Annotated in this window: 20 protein-coding genes, 1 tRNA gene and 1 riboswitch; of the genes, 7 read left to right on the forward strand and 14 right to left on the reverse strand. The window is 36.9% G+C overall.

Translation table 11 applies throughout. The features are described from left to right. Positions 1-185: 185 nt before the first annotated feature. Positions 186-249: riboswitch (Fluoride riboswitch) on the reverse strand. A 65-nt stretch (positions 250-314) separates the two neighbouring features. The 3 genes from JHD79_RS18900 to JHD79_RS18910 form a co-directional block, all read right to left on the reverse strand. Continuing rightward, complete coding sequence (locus tag JHD79_RS18900; protein ID WP_199120920.1) at positions 315-485, reverse strand: spore protein; 171 nt, start codon at positions 483-485, stop codon at positions 315-317. A 38-nt stretch (positions 486-523) separates the two neighbouring features. Beyond that, a tRNA-Cys gene (locus JHD79_RS18905) sits at positions 524-594 on the reverse strand. A gap of 73 nt (positions 595-667) precedes the next feature. Continuing rightward, complete coding sequence (locus JHD79_RS18910) at positions 668-1420, reverse strand: RNA methyltransferase (protein ID WP_199120921.1); 753 nt, start codon at positions 1418-1420, stop codon at positions 668-670. Between JHD79_RS18910 and JHD79_RS18915 the strand changes: the two genes are divergently transcribed. Further along, positions 1411-3828, forward strand: coding sequence for a BamA/TamA family outer membrane protein (locus JHD79_RS18915; protein WP_199120922.1), 2418 nt, complete (start codon positions 1411-1413; stop codon positions 3826-3828). The genes JHD79_RS18910 and JHD79_RS18915 overlap by 10 nt on opposite strands. Before the next feature lie 48 nt (positions 3829-3876). Here the strand turns inward: JHD79_RS18915 and JHD79_RS18920 are convergent, their stop codons facing one another. Genes JHD79_RS18920 through JHD79_RS18930 form a run of 3 tightly spaced genes read right to left on the reverse strand, consistent with a single transcriptional unit; the run spans position 3877 to position 7249 of the window. Then, complete coding sequence (locus JHD79_RS18920; protein WP_199120923.1) at positions 3877-4404, reverse strand: hypothetical protein; 528 nt, start codon at positions 4402-4404, stop codon at positions 3877-3879. 12 nt (positions 4405-4416) lie between these two features. Further along, positions 4417-6735 (reverse strand): patatin-like phospholipase family protein, encoded by a 2319-nt coding sequence (locus JHD79_RS18925; protein ID WP_199120924.1) that lies wholly within the window; start codon positions 6733-6735, stop codon positions 4417-4419. A 31-nt stretch (positions 6736-6766) separates the two neighbouring features. Next, entirely contained in the window at positions 6767-7249 is a 483-nt protein-coding gene (locus tag JHD79_RS18930; RefSeq protein WP_370583358.1) for a TspO/MBR family protein, read from the reverse strand. 323 nt (positions 7250-7572) lie between these two features. Here JHD79_RS18930 and JHD79_RS18935 point away from each other — a divergent pair, with 323 nt between their 5' ends. The 5 genes from JHD79_RS18935 to JHD79_RS18955 are packed head-to-tail and all read left to right on the forward strand — an operon-like array spanning position 7573 to position 17740. Continuing rightward, positions 7573-8790 (forward strand): Pycsar system effector family protein, encoded by a 1218-nt coding sequence (locus JHD79_RS18935; protein ID WP_199120926.1) that lies wholly within the window; start codon positions 7573-7575, stop codon positions 8788-8790. A gap of 2 nt (positions 8791-8792) precedes the next feature. Next, positions 8793-10850, forward strand: a complete 2058-nt coding sequence (gene ppk1, locus JHD79_RS18940; RefSeq protein ID WP_199120927.1) for a polyphosphate kinase 1 — start codon at positions 8793-8795, stop codon at positions 10848-10850. Positions 10851-10854: 4 nt separating this feature from the next. Continuing rightward, complete coding sequence (locus tag JHD79_RS18945) at positions 10855-11733, forward strand: SdiA-regulated domain-containing protein (protein ID WP_233164785.1); 879 nt, start codon at positions 10855-10857, stop codon at positions 11731-11733. A gap of 5 nt (positions 11734-11738) precedes the next feature. Further along, complete coding sequence (locus JHD79_RS18950; protein WP_199120928.1) at positions 11739-15329, forward strand: metallophosphoesterase; 3591 nt, start codon at positions 11739-11741, stop codon at positions 15327-15329. A gap of 8 nt (positions 15330-15337) precedes the next feature. Beyond that, complete coding sequence (locus JHD79_RS18955) at positions 15338-17740, forward strand: GAF domain-containing protein (RefSeq protein ID WP_199120929.1); 2403 nt, start codon at positions 15338-15340, stop codon at positions 17738-17740. 17 nt (positions 17741-17757) lie between these two features. On the opposite strand, the gene JHD79_RS18960 is transcribed toward JHD79_RS18955, so the two are convergent. The 8 genes from JHD79_RS18960 to JHD79_RS18995 all read right to left on the reverse strand — a co-directional run bounded on the left by JHD79_RS18960 (position 17758) and on the right by JHD79_RS18995 (position 23443). Next, positions 17758-17910 (reverse strand): DUF5522 domain-containing protein, encoded by a 153-nt coding sequence (locus JHD79_RS18960; protein WP_199120930.1) that lies wholly within the window; start codon positions 17908-17910, stop codon positions 17758-17760. Positions 17911-17946: 36 nt separating this feature from the next. Next, on the reverse strand, positions 17947-18897 hold the full coding sequence (locus JHD79_RS18965) for an MBL fold metallo-hydrolase (RefSeq protein WP_199120931.1): 951 nt from the start codon (positions 18895-18897) through the stop codon (positions 17947-17949). 6 nt (positions 18898-18903) lie between these two features. After that, entirely contained in the window at positions 18904-19494 is a 591-nt protein-coding gene (gene coaE / locus JHD79_RS18970) for a dephospho-CoA kinase (RefSeq protein ID WP_199120932.1), read from the reverse strand. Further along, positions 19494-20441, reverse strand: a complete 948-nt coding sequence (locus JHD79_RS18975; protein ID WP_199120933.1) for a YbbR-like domain-containing protein — start codon at positions 20439-20441, stop codon at positions 19494-19496. Before JHD79_RS18975 ends, coaE begins: the two co-directional genes overlap by 1 nt. A gap of 72 nt (positions 20442-20513) precedes the next feature. Further along, a complete protein-coding gene (yajC, locus tag JHD79_RS18980; RefSeq protein WP_199120934.1) occupies positions 20514-20828 on the reverse strand; it encodes a preprotein translocase subunit YajC in 315 nt (104 codons plus the stop codon). 56 nt (positions 20829-20884) lie between these two features. Continuing rightward, positions 20885-21325: a DUF1573 domain-containing protein gene (locus JHD79_RS18985; protein ID WP_199120935.1), complete on the reverse strand. Its 441-nt coding sequence runs from the start codon at positions 21323-21325 to the stop codon at positions 20885-20887. Between the two features lie 32 nt (positions 21326-21357). Further along, entirely contained in the window at positions 21358-22311 is a 954-nt protein-coding gene (gene nusB, locus JHD79_RS18990; RefSeq protein WP_199120936.1) for a transcription antitermination factor NusB, read from the reverse strand. 43 nt (positions 22312-22354) lie between these two features. Beyond that, the gene (locus JHD79_RS18995; RefSeq protein WP_199120937.1) at positions 22355-23443 is read right to left on the reverse strand and encodes a Glu/Leu/Phe/Val dehydrogenase; all 1089 of its coding nucleotides are present in this window, start codon (positions 23441-23443) and stop codon (positions 22355-22357) included. A 114-nt stretch (positions 23444-23557) separates the two neighbouring features. Between JHD79_RS18995 and JHD79_RS19000 the strand changes: the two genes are divergently transcribed. Beyond that, the gene (locus JHD79_RS19000) at positions 23558-25342 is read left to right on the forward strand and encodes an ABC transporter ATP-binding protein (protein WP_199120938.1); all 1785 of its coding nucleotides are present in this window, start codon (positions 23558-23560) and stop codon (positions 25340-25342) included. The last annotated feature ends 111 nt before the right edge of the window (positions 25343-25453 follow it).

Consider the following 25453-nt stretch of genomic DNA (forward strand, 5'->3'; position numbering starts at 1 on the left):
CCCCCCCCCCCCCCCCCCCCCCCCCCCCCCCCCCCCCCCCCCCCCCCCCCCCCCCCCCCCCCCCCCCCCCCCCCCCCCCCCCCCCCCCCCCCCCCCCCCCCCCCCCCCCCCCCCTTTTCAAGCAGAACACGGCATACGAGATGGTAACGCAGGTCTCGTGGGCTCGGAGATGTGTATAAGAGACAGATTAAGTAGACGCCATCAGTCTTTCCAAGACAGTTCAAGGCAGACATCATTGCCTCTGATTTATAATTTGATGCAAAAAAGGCATTCTGAAATTGAACAGAACGCCTTTTAAAGTTCTTCTAGTCGAATTATTTCGCTAAAGAAGCTAAAACAGCATTGTTTTTAGCTAATTGATCATTCTTAGATTGAACAGAACGGCTGCCCAACTCTAAGTTAGTAGCTAATTTCAATCCTTTAACTTCTAAACGAGAAACAGTTTTGTTGTATCTGTCTTTTCTTTTTAATCTAGTAACTGCCATAATAATGAGCTTTATTTCTTTTTATTATTTAAATCTTGAGGTCGAGAGCGGATTCGAACCGCTGTACAAGGTTTTGCAGACCTCTGCCTAGCCACTCGGCCACTCGACCTTTTTTTCAAGGTTGCAAAAATAGCAATTAAATGTGAGCTTGCAAAGCTTAATGGTTAAATTATATAATTATTTTATTTAACTACTAAATTCCTACTGATCTCGCTACAAAATATCGAAGCAGATACCGCCACATTTAATGATTCTGCCTGTCCAAATCTAGGAATAGTTATCGGTATATCAATTTTATCTAGCAATTGTTCGCTAATGCCATGGCCTTCGTTGCCCAATAAAATCAAACCTTGATTGGCCCAAGTGGTTTGATAGATATTTTGTCCATTTAGCAAGGCGCCATATATAGGTAACTCGATTTGGGTCAAAAAAGGCAAAAGAGGTGTGTAGGTAATGTTTACCCTACATAAGGACCCCATGGTAGATTGCACCGTTTTTGGATTGAATGCTTCTACGGTATGTTCTGAGCAGATGATGTTCTTAATGCCAAACCAGTCTGCAGTTCTAATGATTGTACCAAAGTTGCCAGGATCTTGCACATTGTCCAATACTAAAGAAAAACATTGTTTTAAAGATTCGATGTTGATATCCCTTTGGGAAGGAATATGTACTAAAGCTAATATACCTTGAGGGGTTTGTAAGGTGCTAATCTTTTGTAGTTCAGCTTCGTTTACTTCAAATAAATTTATATTTGCGTTAGTTTTTGGCAAAATAGAAGAAAACTGTGGGGTGTAAAAAATGCTATGTAGTTGATAATCTGAATGTAAGAATTCTGATATAGATTTTATACCCTCAATTATAAAAATTCCGTTTTCTTTACGGTACTTTTTTTGATGAAGTGATTTAATAAAACTGATTTGAGATTTTGAAAGCATATACAAACAACTATAAACAGGAGATCCAAATTCTTGCAATATTACTATTTATTCTTGTTTTAATAGCAGGATGTGCTTCAACAAAATATATTGAAGATTATCAGTCTATTGTTAAAAAGGTGAAAATAGATAGTGTAGAAAAACCTTATGATGAGCTGGCTTATAATTATGTGCAGAAGGATATCAGGCCTCCAGAGGGCTTGGGAATTAATATTTTGATTTATAATGTGTTCAATACCAAAGATGGAAAGTACAGAAAAACAAATATAAAACCTTTGGGTACACCGCCCCCCATATTGGATAGCAATTTGGTGGAAATTTCAAGAAATCAAATCGAAAAGTTCCTAAAAAGCAAAGGTTTCTTCAATGCCAAAGTAAAATCTGAGATCAAGGTTAAGAATAAAAAAGCCAAACTGAGATTTATAGCTGATGCAGGTAAACCTTTTATGGTCAATAAAATTACCACTCAAATTCCAGATGCTACGGTAAAATCATTATATGAGCAATACAAGCCTAATTTTTCGCATTTGAGCGAAGGCATGCAATATGACGAAGACTCATTGGCCTATGAACGTGAGGAAATCTACAAAATGATGAGGCAAAATGGCTATTTTGATTTTGTTAGGCCTTATGTAAGGTATGAGCCAGATTCTAATCAAAACAATAATAAGGTACGTTTAAAACTGATTATCGATAATCCGATAGACAGTTCGGCCAGGCATAAGGTGTACACCATTGGTGAAACGGATATTGTTGTAGCGCCTAATCAAGAAGGATTTACAGATTCTATCCAGTTTAATAAGCGTAGTTTTAATGGAATCCGCTTTACAGATCTATCTCATAAATTCAGGAGAAATCCTATTGTTAGATATGACTTTATCAAAAAGGGAGAAAGATATGATATTGATAAAGAAGCATTGACCTATGATAGACTTTACGAATTAAATGTCTTTAAAAACGTAAAAATAGATTACCTAAAGGCAAAAGATAGTAGTAATGTTGTAGATCCTGTCATACTTCTTATTCCACAGAAAAGAATGAATAATAGGATAGAAGGAGAGGTGCCATTTAATAACGCTACCGTTGGTTTTACCTTAAGTAATACCTATACCAATAATAACTTTTTAAAAGGAGGTGAAAAGTTTCAATTTCAGGTAAAAGGAGGACTTCAATCGCGGTTTATAGATGGTAAGTCCATCTTTTCCGATATTTATCAAAGAGATTTTTCGGTGGGGGCTAGTTTAACGGTTCCTCGTTTATTGGTTCCTTTTAAAATTCCGATGATGGGGAAAAATGGCATGCCTTATACTACTTTTTCGAGCAGCTACCTCTACGCCCTGCAAAAAGATATTACCGTTCGTAGGATATTCATCAATTCCATCAGTTATGATTGGGTAGAGACAAAATCAAAACTTCACTCTTTTACCCCTTTAAATTTTGAATACCGTTTTGGTAGTATTCTGATAGATACCAATGATAAGAGTAACCTAGAAGAATACATGAAAAATAAAGAACTTTTCGAGAAGAATTCATATAACATTAGGCTTTTGGGTAGGAAAGATTTTACGTTGGGCATGAAATATGCCTATTCCCTGAATGCTGAAAAGTTACTTCAAAACAGGTCTTTCATTTACTTTAGGGGCAATATCGATATTGCTGGAAACATGTTGAGTGGTCTTTCTAGTTTGTTTGGAAATAAACACGATCCTATGAATGGAGATTATGGTAAAGTGTTAGGATTGCCTTATAATCAATATGTTAGGCCTGAGGTGGATGTAAGATGGTATAAAAGTTTGGGTGCAGAGGCGCAGTTGGTAACCAGGTTGAACATGGGGGTGGGATATGCTTATGGCAATAGTGTGGCCATGCCTTTCGAGAAATTGTTCTATGCCGGAGGGTCGAGTGGGGTAAGGGCTTGGCAGGCTAGAACCATTGGGCCGGGAAATTACAACAGGGATGTAATCACCAGTCCAGAGGCTAGAGCATCATCTTTTGGTATCGATCAATTGGGGCAGATGCGTATAGAAGCCAATTTAGAATATCGTTTTAACCTGGCAAGGAAATTTTTTGGTGGAAAATTAAATGGTGCTACCTTTATAGATGCCGGAAATATTTGGAATATTGCACCGGGAAATCCACAGCCAGAAACCTATTTTGATTTTAAAAATCTGCAAAACCAAATTGCTATAGGCACCGGTATTGGTTTTAGATATGATGTTCAATTTTTCGTTTTCCGTTTCGATATAGGACTAAAGTTAAAAGATCCACAGTTTGTAGGAGATGACCAATGGGTAATCGGTAAGTTCATCAATGGCGGAAAAGCATTTAAAGCGGCTTATTTGGCCACTCATAGCCCAGACCGTTATCGTTTTGTACAATACAATTTTGGTATAGGTCTTCCTTTCTAGGCAATTATAAAAACGAAGTAGCTGAAAATAAATTTTTAGTGGTACAACTTAAACCAAGTTTCTCAAATAATCGAAAATTGTTTCGAAATAGGTGGATATATTTAGCCCATTGCTATAGCTGAAGAAAAAGAAAACAAGAAATAATATCACCGCCAGATAAATGAATTTCTTAAAAGCGAAGGAAAGAATAATGATGAACAGGGGGATAATGATGAAAAATATACGGCTAATAGAAATCGGGGTCAATTCGCCATTCTTTTTATATACATAGAGAAGCTTACTATGTGTGCCCCGGTCATTTTCATGTTTGATATATACGAAGGTCGATTTGTCAATTTGTAAAGGAACAACAGATACACCATTGTGGAAGTTAAGTTGTTGGGTGAAACCACTTATGCTAAAAGTATAGATGCCATTAATTTGTTCTAAGGGATTTTCAAGGCTATCAGTGGCAATAATGGCAATCTTACTGTTTTTGAGCAGGCTTTCTTTTACATTAAAATTATTGATATTGGTAAATTGGGCAAAACTATGGGTGCAAAATAAGATTAAAGATAAAAAAATAGTGTTTTTCATGATTTATCAATGTTATTCAAGAGATCGTTTGTTATAGATTAAGTAGCCAATATGTAAAAGTACGCCATTTCTTCTGATCGGATCATCATATAAATTGTAACTAAGGCTTATAGGACCCAATGGAGATTGGTAAACTAAGCCTGCAGTGCCTGCATAATGCCATTTGCTAAATGCTTTTTGATAATCCACTTGTTGTAGTCCCACCTTTTTAAATTCTTTATAGGGTAAAAATACATAACCTTCAATACGTAAATCAAATTTTCTTTTGATATTAAATATATTTTTTAATCCTCCTGCAGCATAATTATGTGCCCTGAAGTTTTCTAGGAAAGTAGATTTGCTATCTTGTAAAGGATAAAACGCGGGAGCAGAAAGTAAGGTTGAGTAATAATTGTTGTAAAGCGGTTGGTTGGAGAGTACCACTTCGGTCAAATAGCCTAAAGTATAAGCTTTGCTATGTAGAAAGTAGTTTTCGTAACTTAATTTGGCATGCACCCACTCTCTGAAATTTCTAGAAAGTATAGCCCTGTTCGCATAACTGTTTGTCTTATTTGGTTGCATATTGCCAGGTAAATAGTTTTCTTTTCCTGTGGTATAGTTCAGGCTGATTAATATATTCTGTCCCTTTTTTGGATATTGCTTTCTGTTCAATGAATTTTTTTCAAAAGTCAGACTTCCCCTAAAACCATTGAAAACTGTCCTATCTAACATGTCGCCAACGGAAAATGTATTGGTAGGACTATAGTTATCACTATTGTTGATAAAAGAAGAGCTTAAGATGATCCTGGCATTTCTATTAAGGGGCATGCCAAATTTCAGGTCTATTTTTCTATCCGCCTGATCAATATAAGTGGGTTTGGGGTTCTCTATAAAGATTTGACTGGTATTGTAGAAATTCCAGTTGTTGTAGGTGAGCTCGGCGGCCAAAAACAAGGGCAGTCTAGTAGGATAGTCAATCCTACCGCTAATTTGGACCGATTCATAAAAACGGCCAGAATAAAAGTTCGTAGCAAAAGTATAGGCTTTCCTGTTGAGGTAATTATACTGGACACCCAAAAATACATTGCTGATTGGCCGCGTAGATATATTGCCGCCAAAATCAATTTTGAAACTTTTCTTGGGTTGTGCAACGATTTCGAAATTATAACTATCTGTTTCAGCTTCATAGCTAATTTTAGGATAAATGGTTTCGAATACCTCATCGGCTACTAATTTATAATAGCCCCTTTTAATGTCTTTAAGGTTAAATGTTTCTCCATTGCTTTTAAAAAGACGTTCTATATATTTTTTTTGCTGGGAGTTTACACCGGTTACAACAATATTGCTGAAGATCAGATCTGATTTGCGCATATTGAATGCAGTGCGTTTGGTGAGCAGTTCCTGGGCAGATACCCTACGTTTAATCGATTCTTTTATTTCTTCCATTTCTGCCATGGTTGCATCATAGCCCCGTTTAATCAGCTCGGCCACCGGCGTAAAATTGGTGGAACTAAAGTCGGCCAGATTAGGTTCAATATAAAATCCATTTTTGCCAACCAAGGTAGAGTCTGATTTTGAAAGAAACATATAGATTAAAAACCTGTTCATCAACCTATCGTCGTTCTTGGGGTATTCATTAAAGGTTTTTGAAGATACGTTGGCCCCAATGATCAAATCAGGTTTGAATTCTTCCTGCATGACGTCCGCAGGGAAATTGTTGTAAATGCCTCCGTCAAAAACAAATTTCTCGTCTAGTTTTATAGGTCTGTAGATTAGGGGAACCGTCATGCTGGCTCTCACCGCCTCTGCTAAACTACCTTTGCTCACTACAATACTCTTTTGTGAAAGCACATCCGAGGCCATACATCGATAGGGGACGAATAGGTTGTTGAAATTATCTTTGGCAATAGCCGATGCTTGGGAGAATAATTCGAGCAGGGCAAAGTTCAATGGAATATCATTTACCAGGTTAGACCTGAAACTGAGCCGCAGACTTGTATCAATGGACATCTTTGCCGTAATAATGGAAGGGTTATTGGATGATTTTTGAAAATAAAAACTGTAATCACTCTGATAACGCCCGCTTACCCAGTCCTGAAAATCACTGCTTAGGGCAATCTTTTCAATTTGAGAAGGAGCATAGCCCGCGGCATACATAGCCCCCACAATTGCCCCCATAGAGGTTCCTGTAATAAAATCAATAGGAATGTTGTTTTCCTCTAAAGCTTTTAATGTACCAATGTGTGCTAAACCCTTAGCACCGCCCCCACTAAAAACCAAGCCTACCTTTTGGGCATTTGATGGTAATGCAAAAAGTAGCAGAAAGAAGAAAAATATACTTTTATGAGACATCACTTCATAAAAATACCAATTTCTTTTGATTTTAGTTTAGAATGAAAATGGAATAAGTTAAATAAGTGGCAAATGATACCCATAAAAAATAGGGAAGAAATAACCAACCTGAAATTTTATCAAATCGATAAAAAATAAACGCATTGGCAATAATAATCATTAATAAAAGAAATATTTCTACCAAGGCAAAGCCTATTTGTTGCTGATAGAAAAAGAGAAAAGACCACATGAGGTTGAATGCCAATTGCAGAAAATAAATAATAACGGCCCAGTGGAACCAGCCAACACTTTTTCTATTGGTCCACACCCTGTATGATGAAATGCCCAGCAATAGGTATATGGTAGTCCACACGGGGGCAAAAATCCAATTTGGAGGATTAAGAGAGGGCTTATTAAGGGTGGTATACCAAGTCTTAACAGATTCCATGGTAAGTAGGCTGCCAAGGTATCCAATAAATAAAGGAATGGCTAGGCAAAGGATAAAAGCTAAAACTTGAAATTTTGTATTTCTCACAGTCATTGGTTAAATATAATATTACCTAACCAAATAGATGGGCTATGTGTTTGTTTGTAAGCTAAAAATTACGCAATCAGCATAATTACTTAAATAAAACGGGAGATTTCATGACTAGAAAGTTTAAGGCAAAGCTACTTAAGCCAATCATGCCAATTTTAAAGAGTTATTCTAAATAAAAAGAGATTAATGCTATATTAGACTGATAAGTTTTGTGAATGTAAAAAAGATCTGGTAACCTTATTTTTTTTAAAATTCAGGCGTTTTTTCAAGAACTTAGCATAAATTTTCAAGAATTTATTTTAAAAATTAGGCGGTAACGAATGAGCTACAATCAATTACAGACGGAGGTTGAAACTTATGTTTTGAACTACTTTCACACCCATCATGTTAATGGGCTGGTCTACCATAATCTAGATCATACCAAAGATGTGGTGAAGGCCGCAATACAGATTGCCAATCACTACCAGTTAGGGGAAGAAGATTTTTTCATTGTTTTTACCAGCGCGTGGTTTCATGATACGGGATATTTTGTCGATCCGATGCTGCATGAAGAAAAAGGAGCAGGAAATGCAGTAGAATTCTTGCAAAAACATCAGGTAGATGGGCAGGTGATCGAGGCTGTAAAAAAAGCTATACTTGCTACAAAAATGCCTCAAAGTCCCATGAATCAGAACGAACGTATTGTGTGTGATGCAGATTTGTTTCACTTAGGTACAGAAAACTGTAAACTTAAATCAAAGCTTCTCCATCAAGAGATAGAAGCATTATGTAAAAAAGAGATCAGTAAAAAAGTTTGGCGCTTGCGAGATATCGAATTTATGGAACACCATGAATATCATACCGATTATTGTAGGTTGTTGCTGGATGACCAGAAAGCCAAAAATATCGCAAAGATTAAGGATAAATTTAATGAAGGTGTAATGTTGGATATGGAGAAATCTCACAAAGAAGAGAAAAAGAAAGAAAAATCGATCAAGGCAGATAAACATGATAAAGATGAACAACCAAGTAAGGGGGTAGAAACCATGTTCAGAATTACCTCGGCCAATAACCAACGTCTCAGCGATATGGCAGATAACAAAGCTCAATTATTGATCACCGTAAATTCCATTATTCTATCATTAATTGTGAGCTTACTGTTGCGGCGTTTAGAAGATAATGCCTATTTGGTGATCCCAACCTTTATCTTGTTGTTGGTGAGCCTATCCTGTATCATATTTTCTATATTGGCCACTAGGCCAAGTATTCCCAAAGGTGTTTTTACAGAAGAAGAAGTAGAAAAGAAGAAAGTAAACTTGGTATTTTTTGGCAACTTTTATAACATGCCATTGGAACATTATATGGAAGGAATGAAAAAAGTAATGTACGATAGGGAGTTTTTGTACGGAACCTTAATCAAGGATGTTTATTCACAGGGAGTGGTGTTGGGACGTAAGTACAAGTTCATTAGAACGGCCTATAATATTTTTATGTTCGGACTTATTACGGCCGTGTTGGCCTATGTTATTTCTTACGCAGCATACGGTAAATTATTATAACCATGGTTCAAATACCCGAAACCAAATTGTTTTTTGATAGAGACCTGAGTTGGCTATCGTTTAATGAGCGGGTTTTATCGGAAGCCGAAAGAACGCATACACCATTATTGGAACGTATTAAATTTTTATCTATCTACTCGTCCAATCTCGATGAATTTTATAGAGTGCGTATGCCCATTTTACAGGCGCTGAAAAAACTGAGCAGAAAAGATAACAATGAAATTCGACAGGAGGGGGGGCTATTGGAAGAGGCAAATCAGGTAATCAACAGCCAGCAGGAAAAATTTGGGGTGGTGCTGAAAAATCTAGTGCTGCCTGGGTTGAGAGAGCATGATATCTATTTTGTTTATAATGAGCCGATACCCCAAGTGCTAAACAATGAACTGAGTAACTATTTTCTAAGTCAGGTATTGGCATTTTTACAACCTATAGACCTCACTGAACCAGATATCCAATTTTTCCCAAATAACAATCAGCTTTATTTTGTGGTTTATGTTGAATATGCCCAGCAGGCCAAAAGCTATGTGCTAAATATTCCTACCGATAGCCTTTCGCGGTTTTATGAAACCAAGCATGAGGGAAAAACCTATGTCTTTATCATTGACGATATCATAAGGGATAATCTTTCCCTGCTTTTTAAAGCAGGAGAAATAAAGGGTAGTTATAGCTTCAAGATTACCCGAACAGCAGAAATCGATTTAAAGGATGAGTATCATAATGATGTAGCGGATTTAATAGAAAAGCAAATTCAGAAACGCGATTTGGGTTTGGCAACAAGATTTCTTTATGAACCCAATATGCCCAAAATGATCTTGGATATTTTGGTCAGACACTTTGACTTGGGCCATGCTACTTTGGTAGAGGGAGGCAGGTATCATAACTTAAAAGACCTGGCCGATTTTCCAGTTAAAGATGTGCAGTTAAGTAACAAAAAGTGGGCAAAAATTGTTTATCCTAGCTTCAGAAAAAACAAGTCGCTTCATGATCAGATCCTGGAAAATGATCTATTGATCAATCCTCCTTATCAATCTTATGATAGCGTGTTGCGCTTTTTTAATGAAGCAGCTACCGATGAACAAGTAATTGAGATCTATACCACCTTATATCGGGTTGCTAATGACTCCAAAATTGTAAATGCATTAATTACAGCGGCCAAAAATGGAAAAAAGGTAGCAGTATTGGTCGAATTAAAAGCCCGTTTTGATGAGGCCAACAATATCAAATGGGCAAAAAAAATGAAGGCTGCAGGGGTAGAGATCATATATAGCGTAACTGCTTTAAAAGTTCATGCCAAAGTAGCCTTGGTTAAACGTAGGCAGGCAATTCGTAATCGATATACTGGGCTGTTTGCAACGGGTAACTTTAACGAGACAACGGCCAACTTTTATACCGACCATATCTTAATGACTGCCCATCAAGAAATGTTGCGTGAATTGGAACTGCTATTTATTTTCTTGAGAAAAAGAGAAAAACCAATAGACCCTGATCTTATCCATTTTAACCATCTTTTAGTGGCGCAGTTTAATTTGCAAAATAGATTTTTAGCGCTCATTCAAAGAGAAATTGACCAAGCTAATTTGGGTAAAGCTGCCTCTATTATAATAAAATTAAATAATTTGGAAGAAGAGGTGATGATTTCTAAATTGTATGAGGCGTCTAATGCCGGGGTTGAAATAGAGCTTATTGTGAGAGGGATATGCAGATTGATACCAGGCGCAATCGGCCTAAGTGAAAATATAATGGTGAGAAGGATTGTAGATCGTTATTTGGAACATGGAAGGATTTTCGTATTCCATAATGGTGGAAACGAGGAAGTCTATTTGGGATCTGCAGATTGGATGAACAGGAATATCTACAGACGTATAGAAGTCTGTTTTCCGGTTTATGATGAACATATTAAAAAACAGCTCAAAAAACTATTGATGTTGCAGCTTCAGGATAATGTTCAGGCCGTATATATTGACCATGAAATGAAGAATGTTCCTGTACCCTCAAGTAATGACAATATACAATCACAATACGCCATCTATCAATATCTCAACCATAAAAAAAATGATTAACGAAATGTTAAAGAAATACATTCCTTTTATAGGGGTCATTTGCCTTAGCTGTGCCTTTACTATCTTATCCTGTGCCCAGGAAAAGGGAAAGAAAGATACTAGTCCCAGAGGTTACGATTTGGCCGGTCCTGTAAAATATAATATGCCCGATATCTTACAGGAAATATCCGGAATCGCATTTCTGAATGGAGATCCTCATACCGTTTTTGCAGAACAGGATGAAGAGGGTAAGGTATTTGTGCTCACGTTGGGTGCAAAAAAATATAAAGCAACCAAATTTGCCAAGAACGGAGATTATGAAGATATAGCGATCTTAAAGGACAGGGTCATTGTACTTAAAAGCAACGGTGATTTGTATGCTTTTCCGCTTAGCGAAACCCAAAAAGAGCTTGCTGCTAATGTGATGGAAACCAAGTCAATTTTACCCAAAGGAGAATACGAAGGGATGTACGCCAATTCAAATACGGGATTGCTTTATGTAATTTGTAAGGAATGCAAACAGGATAAAAAAGGAAAAATTACCAGTGGTTTTATTTTGGCCATGCAAAGTAATGGCAGCTTTAAGCTTAATGGTAATTTTAGCGTAGATGTAAGTGCATTGGAAAAATTAACTGGGCGGAAAAAAGGTACTTTTCACCCTTCTGCTTTAGCATTGAATGCGCTTACAAAGGAATGGTATATTATTTCTGCCATTAACAAGGTTTTGGTGGTAACAGATGCCAACTGGAAAGTGAAGAATGCCTATCATTTGAGTTCCAATGTATTTAACCAACCAGAAGGTATTGCTTTCGATAAGTATCACAATTTATATATCTCTAATGAAGGCAGCGATACACAATATGGCAATATTTTGAAATTTGATTATAAAAAGCCTAAAAAATAATTTTAATGCTAAAAAAAATTACGTTCATTTTAGGATGGTGTATAGTGCCATTATTAGCATTATCGCAAGAAACTGTTAAATATCGGGTGATTTTAATTGGCGACGCAGGAGAAATGAACTCAAAACAATTGGAATCATTGAAAGATGCTGCCAAACATGTCATCAAGGATAAAACAACGACTTTATATCTGGGGGATAATATTTATCCTACGGGTATGGCATTAAAGGGCGATAAAAATATAAAAGAAACAGAACAGATTTTAAGATCGCAATTTGAGCCCATGCGAGCTAATGGTGCTGCAGTCTATTTTGTGCCAGGAAATCATGATTGGGACAAATCAGGCCCTAATGGGTTGGCTAAAATACAACGCCAGAGCGAATTTTTGGCTTCCTATAATGATCCGCTGTTAAAACTTGTCCCAGAAAATGGCTGTCCTTATCCAGTAGCCATTAACCTTAGCGATAAACTGACCGTTATTGCCTATGATAGCGAGTGGTGGCTTTTTCCCTATACGAAATTCAACCCAGATTGCGAATGTAATAGTAAAGAGCAGATTACCTTACGGATGCGGGAGCTATTAGATCAAAATAAAGATAAGACCATCATCTTGGCTTCTCATCATCCTTTTCAGAGCTATGGTGTACATGGTGGGTATTTTACTTTTAAAAATCATGTCTTCCCCTTAACGTCATTAAACAAAAATCTATATATTCCATTGCCCATTATTGGCTCTCTTTATCCTTTGCTAAGGACAACTTTTTTGAGCCCCGAGGACATGAAACATCCATTGTACAAGGAAATGATGACCAAAGTTAATGGCGTTTTTGGCGATCTGCCCAATGTGGTTTATGTTGCCGGTCACGAACATGGCCTGCAATTTATCAAAGGCAAACAGTTACAAATTGTAAGTGGGGCGGGAGCAAAGCATTCGCCTAATAAAAAAGGTAAGAATTCGCTGTTCCATAGTGGAGAGAATGGATATGTAATTGCAGATCAGCTTTTGAATAACGATATGCGTTATGAGTATTTTGTTCATGCCGATACCGGGGTTGTAAAAGTATTCAGCTATACCGAACCTTATAAAGAACTGACATTTGCAACTAAGAAAGAGATACAACCAATTATGGGGGATAGTGTAATGGTAAAGGTAAAGCCAGCTTTCGATAGTGTAGGTAGCTTTCACCGTTACCTGTTTGGCAATAATTATCGCAAAGATTATGCTACCGATACCAAATTGCCGGTAATACGTATATCTGAGATTAAAGGTGGTTTATTACCTACACAATTAGGGGGAGGTAACCAATCGCGCTCCTTACGGTTAAAAGATAAAAATGGCAACGAGTATGTATTGCGCAGCGTGGAAAAATATCCTGAGGTGCTGCTGCCACAGGGCTTAAGAACTACTTTTGCAAAAGATGTATTGCAAGACAACATGGCGTCTCAACATCCTTTTGGTGCATTAGTGGTGCCGGTATTGGCAAAGGCTGCAGGAATACCCCATGCAAACCCCATCATTGGCCTGGTTTCTCCAGACAAAAACCTGGGTGATTATGCCGGTTTGTTTGAAAATACCATTTGTTTGTTGGAAGAAAGAAATCCTATCGGTGATTCGGATAATACGACAAAAATGCTCAAAAAGCTGGATAAGGACAATGACAATACCTACGATGCTAAAATGTACCTAAGAGCAAGGGCATTAGATGTGTTAATTGGCGATTGGGATAGGCACGAAGATCAATGGCGATGGAAAGCAGACAGCACAAAAAAAGGCCTGAAATATTTGCCTGTGCCTAGAGATCGTGATCAGGTTTTCTTTAGTGCCGATGGTAAACTTCAACGTTTTGCCCAAAAATCTGATTTACTACCCATGATGCAGGGCATGGAAAAAGATCTAAAAGACATTAATTGGTTTTTATGGGAAGGTAGGGCCATGAACAGTAAGATTCTATCTCAATATACCGAAGCGGAATGGGATAGACAGATAAAAGAATTTTGTGACATTTATACAGATGAAGTATTTGAAGAGGCTTTAAAAAGATTGCCAAAAGAAAGTTATGCCCTTAGGCACGATCAATTTTTAAGGCAGTTAAAACAGAGAAAAGCTACTTTGCCCAAAATAATGAATGAATATTATCATTTTTTTAACAGGATAGTAGATATACAAGCTAGCCATAAAAATGAAAAAGCGGTAATTACAGATTCTGCCGGTAAACATCTTAAAGTCGAATTATATAAGATAACAAAGTCTGGAAATGTCAAAGATGTAATATTTAGCCGAAATTTCGATCCAAAGGTTACGAAAAGCATACGTTTATATATGAGGGATGGTAATGATAGTATATCTATAGATAATAAAACGTCGCCAATACGACTTAAGATTATAGCTGGTCAAGGTAAAAAAGTATATGATATAAAAGCTTCCAATCAATCGATAAAGCTGTTTGGGCTTAAGGACGAAAATATATTTGATGGCGATGACCGCAATAAACTGAGGGTGAAATTATCTGCTGATACTGGAAATGCTACTTATTTGGGCAAGGACTTATATAGTAGGACATCCTTATATCCAAATGTAGGATACAATGTAGATGACGGCGTATCATTGGGTGCCTTTATGAAAATTACCAATCCCGGCTTTAGAAAGCAACCTTATGGGAACTCTCAATCGCTTTCTCTATTGTATGCTTTTTCTACATCTGCAGTTAGGTTTAGCTATACTGGCGACTGGCTAAAGGCCATTGGCAATGCAGATGTTGTAGTTAAAGCTAGTGTTCAGGCACCAGACAATACCAGGAATTTTTTTGGAGTGGGCAACGAAACAAAGTTTGATGATAGGATTAGCTATTACCGAACTCGTTTTAATCTTATCCAGTTAGAACCGACATTGCGCTGGAGAAGACCAAAATCTACCATAAGTATCGGTCCAAGTTTTCAGTTTTATACGTTTGACAAAAAAGATAACATAGACAGGTTCATCAATAATATTGATGAGTTACATTCTCCAGATAGCTTAGTGGTAGGGCATGAAAAATTTTACGCAGGGGCTGTAGTCAATTTTATTAATAATACCCGAGATAATGATTTATTGCCAACCTTAGGTAGTTATATCGACTTTAGATTGGTAGGCTATAAGGGGGTAAATAGTACAGCACAATCATTCATGCAGTTTAACGGCTCTATATCCTTATATAAAAATCTCGATGGAAGAGCCAATTTGATTTTGGCGAATAGGTTTGGCGGAAGTATTACCGTAGGTAAGCCGGCTTTTTATCAGCACGCCTACCTGGGTGGGGAAGGTAACTTATTGGGCTATAGACAATATCGTTTTGCAGGCTTGCACAGTTTTTACAATAATTTGGAATTAAGGGCAAAGCTTGGAGATTTTGTGAGCTATGTGCTTCCTGGTCAAGTGGGCTTATTGGGACTTTATGATGTGGGCAGGGTATGGCGAAAAGATGAAGACTCAAATCAATGGCACCATGGTGTAGGGGGGGGCGTATATTTTGCACCCGCTTCATTAACCATTTTTAGAGCGGTAATAGCATATTCTAAAGAAGGCTGGTATCCATATTTTTCAATGAACTTTAGATTTTAATAAGCACAATGAATACTAATATTATTAAAATAAACAAAGATGAACGCATCAATTGCCAAATAGAGTGGAGCCTTTCATTCAGGCCATTGGTTGCTTATCTCAAAAGAAGGTTGAAAACAGAGCAGACCATTAAAAAAGAATTTTATAGGTTCCTGTTGGAAAAGATAGAGCATGAAAATGCTTTGGTTAAAAACCTTACTGTAGAAGACCTGATCAAGCATAAGGATACGCTTGAGCTTATTTTTACCATCCTAACCCCCTTAATGGCTAATGAAAAAGAGTTGTATTGGGCATTAAGTACACCGGTTCCAGATCAGATTTTTTTTAGCACAGACCTATTGTACGACTTCATTCAGAAGAACGTAGAACAAGATAACCTGGACGAGGTTCATAAGGTCGATAAAGAAAAGAAACAGGCCATGTTTATTTATAATATGATTCTGGAACGCTTTTACAACTATACGCCTTTGGCCAATAGTGAGATTTTGTATGGTTATAAAAATCCGCAAACTGGACTGACGCAGTATTATAATATTAATGTTGATACGCAGTTTGTAGATATTGTATATAATAAAAAGGATCTTCCAGAGCTAAATTTTGAACAATTTTCTGCTAATCCGCAAGATGAAAAGGAAATAGCCATACTTAAAACACTCTTGCCATTGAATGATTTTAGGTTTGATGGTTTCACGGTCATTTCATTAAAGGATGTAACCCTTCAGCATGCCATAGATGGTATTAGAGATGCGCTGGTCAACCATACTTATCAAGATGAAGCTTATGGGCATATCATCCAAGCTTTAAAAACCTTGGCAGAAAATGGACAAATAGAATTTGGTTTGTTGCCATTACTTACGGTAAATAATAAACCTGTATTTGATGACGAGGATGAAAATTCATCGAGTATATTGATGAATTCGGCAAAAGCTGCCGGCTTGGACGAACAAACACTTTATGCACAATTAGAAGCCTATAAAAATGATCCTCGTCCATTATTTTTCAATAAAATAACGGATGAAGTAATTGAAAGAATTCCCTTTTTGGATATCATCAAAAAAAGTGGCATTGAATCCTATTCGCTTTTGCCTGTCTTTTATAATAACCAGTTGGTGGGAATGTTGGAAATCTATTCGAAAACAGAGCTATTGGTAGACGAAAAGCTATTATCGCGTCTACACGTTGCAATGCCATTTTTAGGCCAGCTTTTTAAATACCGTATTGAAGAATTTAATGCGAAGATGGATGAAGTATTGAAAGATAAATTTACGGCCTTACAACCTTCGGTACAATGGAAATTTAATCAACAGGTATGGGAATTTATAAAGAAAAATAAGGGAAAGAAAAAGGCGCTGAATATAGAAACCGTAACTTTTAAAAACCTTTATCCCATTTTTGGAGCTATAGATATTAGAAATTCTACCATTGAGCGCAATTTGGCCCTTAAAGATGATTTAAAAGTGCAGCTAAACAAGTTAAGTATGACCTTAACTACACTCCGAAAGGTCATCAAACTTGAGCTTATAGACAAAATACTTTTTAATTGTAGAAATTGGATAGAGAAAACCAATGGATTTATCAGTTCCAGTGAGGAAGATCTGCTAAATGAATTTTTGGAATTTGAAGTGTATCCTATGTTGAAATATGTAGAGAAAAACCACCCAAATACTAAGGATATTGTTAGTGATTATTTTGAAAGTATCGATCCCTATACAGGAGTAGCCTATGAAAATAGACGAACATTGGAAACTTCTATGCAGTTCATTAATACTGCTGTTGGAGAATATTTGGAAAACACACAGGAAGATCTGCAAAAAACCTATCCTTGCTATTTTGCCAAATTTAGAAGCGATGGGATAGAATACGATATTTATATAGGACAGGAAATAGCTCCAGATATTCCTTTCGATTTGCTATACCTTAAAAATATTAGGTTATGGCAATTACAAACCATGGTAGATATTGCACGTTTAACCAATGGCCTGATCGATAAAATGCAAAAGCCATTGCTCACCACACAACTGATATTTATCCATTCTAATCCAATAGATATCAGTTTTAGAAATGATGAAAGAAGGTTTGATGTAGAGGGGGCATATAATATTAGATACGAGGTAGTCAAAAAACGTATAGATAAGGTACAGATTAAGAATACAAACGAACGCTTGACCCAGCCAGGCAAAATCGCCTTGGTTTATTATAATGCCTTTGAAGCTAATGAATATTTAGAATACATTAAATATCTGCAAGAACAGGAGTTGCTGCTTAGGGATTTGGAAATGCTGGACCTGGAAGAATTACAGGGCGTTAGCGGACTGAAGGCTTTAAGGGTGGGAGTGAATTATAATGTAATTATAAATGCAGAAGATATTTCTTTAGGTGAGAAAGGAAAGGTCGCTAGAACAAAAGGATAAGGAATTGATTTAGCTAGTTATGGCCTGTCCTTCTTTTCCTTTTTCTTGCCAAAGTTCCATGGGCAGTGTTTACACTTGTTTTTACAACAATATCCACGCTTTAAATGGTAGGTCTTTGTAAATACCATTAAACCGTCTTCGTTGAAATAGAAATCTTCACCTTCCTTCATGGTTCATCAAAGGTTTAAATTGGATTAGAAAGTAAGCTAATTTAAAATTTTTACGGTTAACTTATCCTTAAAGTATGCCTGAAGCTGTTTACCATCGCCATGCAAGGTCCAAACTTCCATAGGTTTTACCTTTTCTATGGTTTCAATGATGGCTTTCCAATCTACATGATCGGAAATGTAAAGGGTTAGGCCATTGTTGTTTTGAAGGTGTTTCCAACCTGTAGCAAAAACCCTGACTACGTTAATGGCCCTGATATAACTGTTGAATACCATAGGAGGTACCATATAGATATTACCTTCCAGGCTCTGCTTCATTATCTTTCTGTCATACACTTGGTAATTGCCCAGGTAGACGCCACATTGTTCATACAGATGGACAAATGGTATAATACTATGGTGTACTAATATTTTTTTTTCTGGGCAATGCTTGCTGATCAGATGTATCAGGCGTTGACTTTTTCCTAAGGCATAGGCACCTAACATGATGTTGCTTTCTACTTTGTTGAGTTTTTCAATTTCGCTTATGGCATCGGGGTGTGCCACCTTAGGGTCGGCAAAGGTAGTTTCGGTAATGAGCACATCGGCATCAACAAATTCAATCGCTTCGCAAGTGGCATCATTTTCTAATTTATAATCTCCGGTATAAAGGTACTTCACACCTTGGTACTCCATTAAGATCATAGCGGAACCTAACATATGACCAGCAGGATAGAAACTGATCTGAACAGGGCCAAGTTCAAAGCCTTCTTTGTATTTTTTGCTATGGAACGTTGAAGCGGCAAATTTTTTATAGCGATGTTGCATAAACAACTTAGTCGCATCCGTACAATAAACGTTTTGATTGCCACTCACCGCATGATCTGCATGAGCATGAGAGATTACCGCATTTAAAACAGGTGATTGTGGGTCGAGATAAAAGTTTCCATACCGGCAATATAAGCCAGTTTGGTTGAGTATAATAAAATCTTGAAGTATAGGGCTGCTCATTAATTTTTACAGTTTTAAAAACTGCTCGTGTAAGTTTAAAACTTGTTGGATAATCGATTTCTTCTCGTTGTTTTCGATAAAAAAATCAGCCATTTTTGATTTTTGTTCATCTGTAAACTGTTTGTCCATTCTTGCTTTCACTTGCTCTTCAGTAACAGCGTCACGTTGGGTGACTCTTGAAATCTTTAAGTTATAAGGAGCAGTGACCAAGATATTTTTATCGCACATTTGATAAGAGCCACTTTCAAATAACAAGGCAGCCTCCTTTAAACAGTAGGGGCTATTTTTGGGAATTTGTTCTACCCATTGATCAAAGGCCCTGAAAACTGCAGGGTGTACCAAGGCATTTAACTTTGCCAGTTCTTCCTGGTGGTTGAAAACAATAGAGGCAATGTATTTATTGTTTAGTTTCCCATCATCGAAATAACTTTCCTCGCCAAAAGTATCTTTAACTCCCTTCATTAGGATCGGATCTGTAGTCATGATGGTTTTAGCTACGGTATCTGCATAAAAAACCGGAATGCCCAAGGTCTCAAAAACCATACAAATAGTTGTTTTTCCACTTCCAATTCCACCTGTTATTCCAATTTTTAGCATTATTTTTCTATAAGGAAATTTATTTTCTGAGGACTTATGCGAACCATTTTACAGAATTCTGGAAATAGGGTGATCTTAACAGAAAGTTGATTGTGATGTAAGTCTTTCCATTCATTAAGATCTACCGATGCATGAATGAAATCTTCATTTATCTTGGCATAATTGGAAAGTGCTACCAAAAAAGTGACCTGTACCTTTTTAGGATAGAGCTTAATGTCATAATAGTCTTTATTGTTCAGTATGCTCAAAGGAACTTCGATAGTTTTTTCTGTAAATTCGTCAACAGGAATTTTTACCGCTACACTGTTGGGATATATGCTAATGTTGCTGATTGTATTCTGTAGCATATTTACCCTGGTATCGATACTGCTTCGTATATTAGATACTTTCAAGCTATCAGTATACCACACATGAATTCGCTCCAATTCTTCATGTGGACCCGATATATTCACATAAGAAGGGGTAAGCTGGATTTTACTGGCAATGCCGTATTGAGGTATAAAACTTAATTTGGATACCAATTTTATCGGAATACGTTTATTAGTCCTTCTTGAAAAATCAAAAAATAAGGTATCTGGCGTTACAGAAATAACTTTTTGAGAAGTTTCAAGCTGTTTGTTGATCTGGTCTAATTGTTCTGAAAAAAGAATAAAACTTCTGGTATTTAATTTTTGTAGGCTTACCGTAATAGAAGGAGGTTTTATCCGTAGTCTGGCAAAAATGAGCTGCCATCCTGTACCTTCCACTTTGAGGTCAACCGTATCAGGCTGCAAAGCCTTAAATGCCTTACGTTGGGGCTCATCCTTATAAATAAGTTCGGTTTGCACTGTGTATGGGTATTTTTTGTTGAGTGCTAAGAATAACCAAGCAGCAGTTGCGCAGATGGCACAAAGTACTATAATTCCAAAACGTTTTCGTTCCAGCTTGGTTAATCTTATAAAAGGCATATGGTAAAATTACTAAAAAAAGCCACTTCGAGTTAATAATCGAAGTGGCTTTAATAATATATTTTAAGCTAACTAAGCTTTTGTAGCTGTTGCTTTTGTAGCATCAAGAGAAATGGCCGACTTATCGAAACGGATTTTAGTGCCACCTTCTACCTCGATTAAAAAAGTAGTATCGTTAGAACCTACAATTTTACCGTGAATACCTGCAGTGGTAATAATTTTATCACCGATCTTAAGCTCACTAACCAATTTTTTGTGGTCTTTGGCTTTTTTAACCTGAGGTCTGATCATGAAAAAATAAAAAACAACCATGATTAAGGCCATGGGTATAATTGTACTGTAAAGTTGGTTGCCGCCGGCAGCTTGTAAAATTACTATTGATGTCATTATTTATAAATTAAGTTTAAATATAATATATATGTTAATATTTTGTTTACCTAATGCTATTTCTCCTTAACCTCGCCTACCAAGTGCAGTTCTTCAAATTTAGGATTGGCATTGGAAATAATGGTCACTACTTTATCCTGTATGCCAATTTTTCCTGTACTATTAAATACAACCTTAATGGTTCCTTCTTCTCCTGGTTTAATGGGCTGTTTAGGATATTCAGGAACAGTACAACCACAAGTTGCAGAAGCATCGGTGATAATTAAAGGTGTTTTTCCGTTGTTTTTGAATTTAAAATCATAATGTACCTTTTCACCTTGTACAATAGTACCAAAATCATAGATAGCTTTTTCAACTTTTACCTTTGGGGCATCGGCATCCGCTACAAGGGCATTAGAATCGGTAGAGGTAGCAGTATTAGTCTCTACCTTATTACTTGAATTTTGGCAAGCCACAAAGGCCAAAGCAGAAAATAGAATTAAGAATACTTTTTTCATCAGTATATTAATTTGAGTTTAGAGATTATGAATTATTCCTCAATTAGGCCTCGGCCTACTTTTTTAATACTATTTGTTTTCTTAAGATCATTTAAAATCTTATCTAAGATACCATTTATAAAAGTATTACTTTTCGGTGTACTGTAATCTTTTGATAATTCAAGGTATTCGTTTATCGTTACTTTAACCGGAATAGAAGGGAAGTTCATCATTTCACAGATGGCCATTTTCATTAAAATGGTGTCCATCAGTGCAATACGCTCAGATTCCCAGTTTTTAGTTCTTTCAGCAATTAGTTCTTGATATTTATCATCATTTTTCAAGGTATAAAGAAATAAATCCTTTACAAAAAGACTGTCTTCAGGCCAATCGGCGCTAATGGGAGTTAATTTGTTTTGCAATGGGTTTTCGGAAGTGAAATTCTTTAGGGTTTTGGCAATCATACCCTGCATTACTTCCCTGTCTACCGTCCAGTTAATGAATTTATCTTCAAATGCCTGTACTACATTGGCATTCTTCAATAGCATTTTACGGAAAATAAATTTGATGATCTCTTTAGAGCTTTCTAGTGTTTCTTCAGCATCTTCAGCCAAATAAGCAATATATTCTTTGCTTTCTTTCAGTTTGTTGAAAATGGCCTTAACAAATTCAGGATCGGCGTACCAATTGATTTGGTATTTGTTAACTGAAGCTACATATTCAGGGGTTTGCTTTAATAGATTGGCAAACTTGTTATGAAGCAGCTTCTGGTTTGGATTTAGATCTTCAGCCGTGGGCAAATGCTTGTTAGCCCTTTCAATAGCATCATTTGCCGTGTACTCTGTAACATCTACAATAAGTGCAAGCATCGAAATATACATTTGATATACTTCATCAATACTCTTCATCAAAATTTTTTGACTACTTATCGTATCGTTTTTCTCAGTGGTGTGCCAAGCAAAAATATTTTGCAGGGCTTTAATTCTTAAGTGCCTTCTGTTTAACATGAATGTAAGAACGATTGGGTAAAATTACCTATTTGTGTGATTATTAATATGACGATTTTATTTTTTTTATATCCTCTATACGCTTTTCGGCAATACGTGATGCTGCTAAGTTAGTGGGTATGTTTTCTGATTTTGATAACTTGATAACTTCTTTTGTGGCTTCGTAAATGTTTTCTGTTAATTGGATCGTTCGTTTTTTGCCATATCCAGTCAATTCAGAGTAACAATTGATAAGTCCGCCTGCATTGATCAGATAATCTGGCGCATATAATATGCCTTTTTCCAATAAAAGCTGCCCATGTTTCTGTTCATCGGCCAGCTGGTTGTTGGCAGATCCTGCAATGATGGCAAATTTCATGGTTTTGATGGTCTTATCATTTACGGTAGCACCCAGTGCACATGGAGCATAAATGTCGGCTCCTATGGTAAATATCTTATCGGCGTCAATAGGTTTTGCCTTATATTTACTGGCCACTACTTGTAAACGATCTTGGTTGATATCGCTTACATAAACTTCAACATTTTCTTGTCTAAGCAGCTCGACCAAATGTTCGCCAACATTGCCTATTCCTTGTACAACAACTGATCTGCCAGCTAGCATGTCAGTTCCAAAAACCTCTTTTACGCAAGCTTTAATGCCCAGAAAAACACCTTTTGCCGTATATGGAGCAGGATTACCGGCACCACCTAACGATTCTGGAACTCCTGTTACATGTTGGGTTTCCATTCTGATGTATTCCATATCCTTAACGGTAGTACCTACATCTTCTGCTGTAATAAACTCACCGTTTAGGTTTTTAATAAAGCGGCCAAAACTACGCATTAGGGCTTCCGATTTTTGTTTTCTGGAATCTCCTATGATCACTGCTTTCCCTCCACCTAGGTTAATACCCGTAATGGCAGCTTTATAGGTCATACCTTTTGATAGGCGGAGTACATCTTCAAGCGCTTCTGCTTCAGAATTGTAGTTCCACATACGGGTACCACCTATAGCAGGTCCCAAAGTGGTATCATGAATGGCGATAATTGCTTTTAGGCCTGTATCGGGATCATTGCAGAATACTACTTTTTTGTGACCAGATAGGCTTAATTGCTCTAAAACTGAATTGATAGGAGAACTATTTTCCGGCATACAAAATAAAGTTGAAGCGTACGCTGCAAAACTAAAATAAAAAAACCATTATTTTACTTTGTTTTTGCATAAAATGAATAAAAAAGAAACACTTTTGGCTAACTTTACCAAACAATGAAACATCTTTTCTACCTGAATAAATATTTTCTCAAATATAAATGGAGGATCCTACCTGGAATTTTATTTGTGTTTATTTCCAATATTTTCGGTGTAGTACCAGCTCAGGTGATCGGCCATGCCTTTAACCTGATCACAGAAAACATTGCCATATATAACCTTTACAGGAATTTTGACCGTCAGGAAATTGTTTACGATATCTTTAACTATAGCCTGTTCTTTTTTGGGGCTTTAATTCTACTGCTATACCTTTTGAGAGGGCTTTTTCTATTCTTTATGCGTCAAACCATCATTTTGATGTCTAGACGTATCGAGTTTGATATTAAGAACGAAATCTACGCTCATTATCAAAAGCTAAGTTTAGGATTTTATAGACGGAATAACACCGGAGACCTGATGAATAGGGCCACAGAAGACGTAAATAGAGTACGCATGTACGTTGGGCCTGCTATTATGTATGCCATTAATACTACGGTACTATTTTGCTTGGTCATTTACTTCATGTTTTCGGTAAACATTACTTTAGCTATCTATGCCTTATTACCGCTTCCCATCTTAGTGGTCGCTATCTATTATGTAAATACCATCATTAACCATCGAAGTGAGCAGATACAGGAGCAATTATCCCGCTTGTCAAGCTTTGTACAAGAACGGTTTTCGGGAATTCGGGTAATGAAGTCTTATGTAAGAGAAGCGCATGCACAAGAAATCTTTGCAGAAGAAAGCAATGCTTATCAAAGGAATGCAATGGGATTGGTAAAGGTACAGGCCTTTTTCTATCCAACCATGTTGCTTTTGGTTGGGGTAAGTACTATCCTCACCATTTACATTGGTGGCAGGCAGGTAATTGATGGGGCCATTACTCCGGGTAATATTGCCGAGTTTATTGTATATGTTAACCAGCTTACTTTTCCGGTAACGATGTTGGGCTGGGTAACTACGCTCATCCAACGTGCGGCAGCATCGCAAAAAAGAATAAACGAGTTTTTGGAACTTAAGCCCGACATTGTTTCGGGTAATGTTCAGATCAAGCAGATGGAAGGTGCTGTAAGCTTTAAGGATGTAAGTTTTACCTATCAGGATACGGGGATCACCGCCTTGAAAAACATCAGTTTTGAGGTTAAAAAAGGGCAGTTTTTGGCCATAATAGGTAAAACGGGTTCTGGTAAGTCTACTTTGGCCAATTTACTTATGCGTATGTATGATACCACTACAGGGCAGATTACGGTAGATGGAAAAGACCTGAGGACATTAGATCTACAGGAATATAGAACACAAATAGGTTTTGTTCCCCAAGAAGTATTTCTTTTTTCTGATTCCATAAAAAACAATATTGCCTTTGGATTGAGCCAAGTAGAGGACATACAGGTGGAACAGGCAGCAAAAGATGCGGCTGTTTATCAGAATATTATCGCTTTTGATCAGCAGTTTGAAACGATGTTGGGAGAACGGGGCATTACACTTTCTGGAGGCCAGAAGCAACGTGTATCCATTGCCAGAGCGCTGATCAAGGAACCCAAAATCCTTATTTTTGATGATTGCCTATCGGCAGTAGATACTAAAACAGAAGAAGAAATACTAAGTAACCTGGGCAGAATAATGAAAGGAAGAACCAGTATTTTAATTGCCCATCGCATTTCCACAATTAAGAATGCCGATAAAATTTTGGTTTTAGACCAGGGGAAGATCATTGAAGAAGGAACACATAAAGAACTTTTAGCACAAGGCAAAAGCTATGCTGAAATGTACCAGAACCAACTTTTGGAAGAACAAAGTGGATAAAATATAAATAATATTGGTATAACTAGCATTTCTATTTTGAAGTTTGGAAATTATTACATTATATTTACCCCCTGTCTCTTATACACATCTGACGCTGCCGACGATCGAGCC

It is taken from the genome of Pedobacter sp. ASV28 (assembly GCF_016428855.1).
Lineage (GTDB): Bacteria > Bacteroidota > Bacteroidia > Sphingobacteriales > Sphingobacteriaceae > Pedobacter.

Coding starts and splice junctions, on each gene's coding strand:
- JHD79_RS18900 (WP_199120920.1), bottom strand. CDS start 485: ATGGCAGTTACTAGATTAAAAAGAAAAGACAGATACAACAAAACTGTT.
- JHD79_RS18910 (WP_199120921.1), bottom strand. CDS start 1,420: ATGCTTTCAAAATCTCAAATCAGTTTTATTAAATCACTTCATCAAAAA.
- JHD79_RS18920 (WP_199120923.1), bottom strand. CDS start 4,404: ATGAAAAACACTATTTTTTTATCTTTAATCTTATTTTGCACCCATAGT.
- JHD79_RS18925 (WP_199120924.1), bottom strand. CDS start 6,735: ATGTCTCATAAAAGTATATTTTTCTTCTTTCTGCTACTTTTTGCATTA.
- JHD79_RS18935 (WP_199120926.1), top strand. CDS start 7,573: ATGAGCTACAATCAATTACAGACGGAGGTTGAAACTTATGTTTTGAAC.
- ppk1 (WP_199120927.1), top strand. CDS start 8,793: ATGGTTCAAATACCCGAAACCAAATTGTTTTTTGATAGAGACCTGAGT.
- JHD79_RS18945 (WP_233164785.1), top strand. CDS start 10,855: ATGTTAAAGAAATACATTCCTTTTATAGGGGTCATTTGCCTTAGCTGT.
- JHD79_RS18950 (WP_199120928.1), top strand. CDS start 11,739: ATGCTAAAAAAAATTACGTTCATTTTAGGATGGTGTATAGTGCCATTA.
- JHD79_RS18955 (WP_199120929.1), top strand. CDS start 15,338: ATGAATACTAATATTATTAAAATAAACAAAGATGAACGCATCAATTGC.
- JHD79_RS18960 (WP_199120930.1), bottom strand. CDS start 17,910: ATGAAGGAAGGTGAAGATTTCTATTTCAACGAAGACGGTTTAATGGTA.
- JHD79_RS18965 (WP_199120931.1), bottom strand. CDS start 18,897: ATGAGCAGCCCTATACTTCAAGATTTTATTATACTCAACCAAACTGGC.
- coaE (WP_199120932.1), bottom strand. CDS start 19,494: ATGCTAAAAATTGGAATAACAGGTGGAATTGGAAGTGGAAAAACAACT.
- JHD79_RS18975 (WP_199120933.1), bottom strand. CDS start 20,441: ATGCCTTTTATAAGATTAACCAAGCTGGAACGAAAACGTTTTGGAATT.
- yajC (WP_199120934.1), bottom strand. CDS start 20,828: ATGACATCAATAGTAATTTTACAAGCTGCCGGCGGCAACCAACTTTAC.
- JHD79_RS18985 (WP_199120935.1), bottom strand. CDS start 21,325: ATGAAAAAAGTATTCTTAATTCTATTTTCTGCTTTGGCCTTTGTGGCT.
- nusB (WP_199120936.1), bottom strand. CDS start 22,311: ATGTTAAACAGAAGGCACTTAAGAATTAAAGCCCTGCAAAATATTTTT.
- JHD79_RS18995 (WP_199120937.1), bottom strand. CDS start 23,443: ATGCCGGAAAATAGTTCTCCTATCAATTCAGTTTTAGAGCAATTAAGC.
- JHD79_RS19000 (WP_199120938.1), top strand. CDS start 23,558: ATGAAACATCTTTTCTACCTGAATAAATATTTTCTCAAATATAAATGG.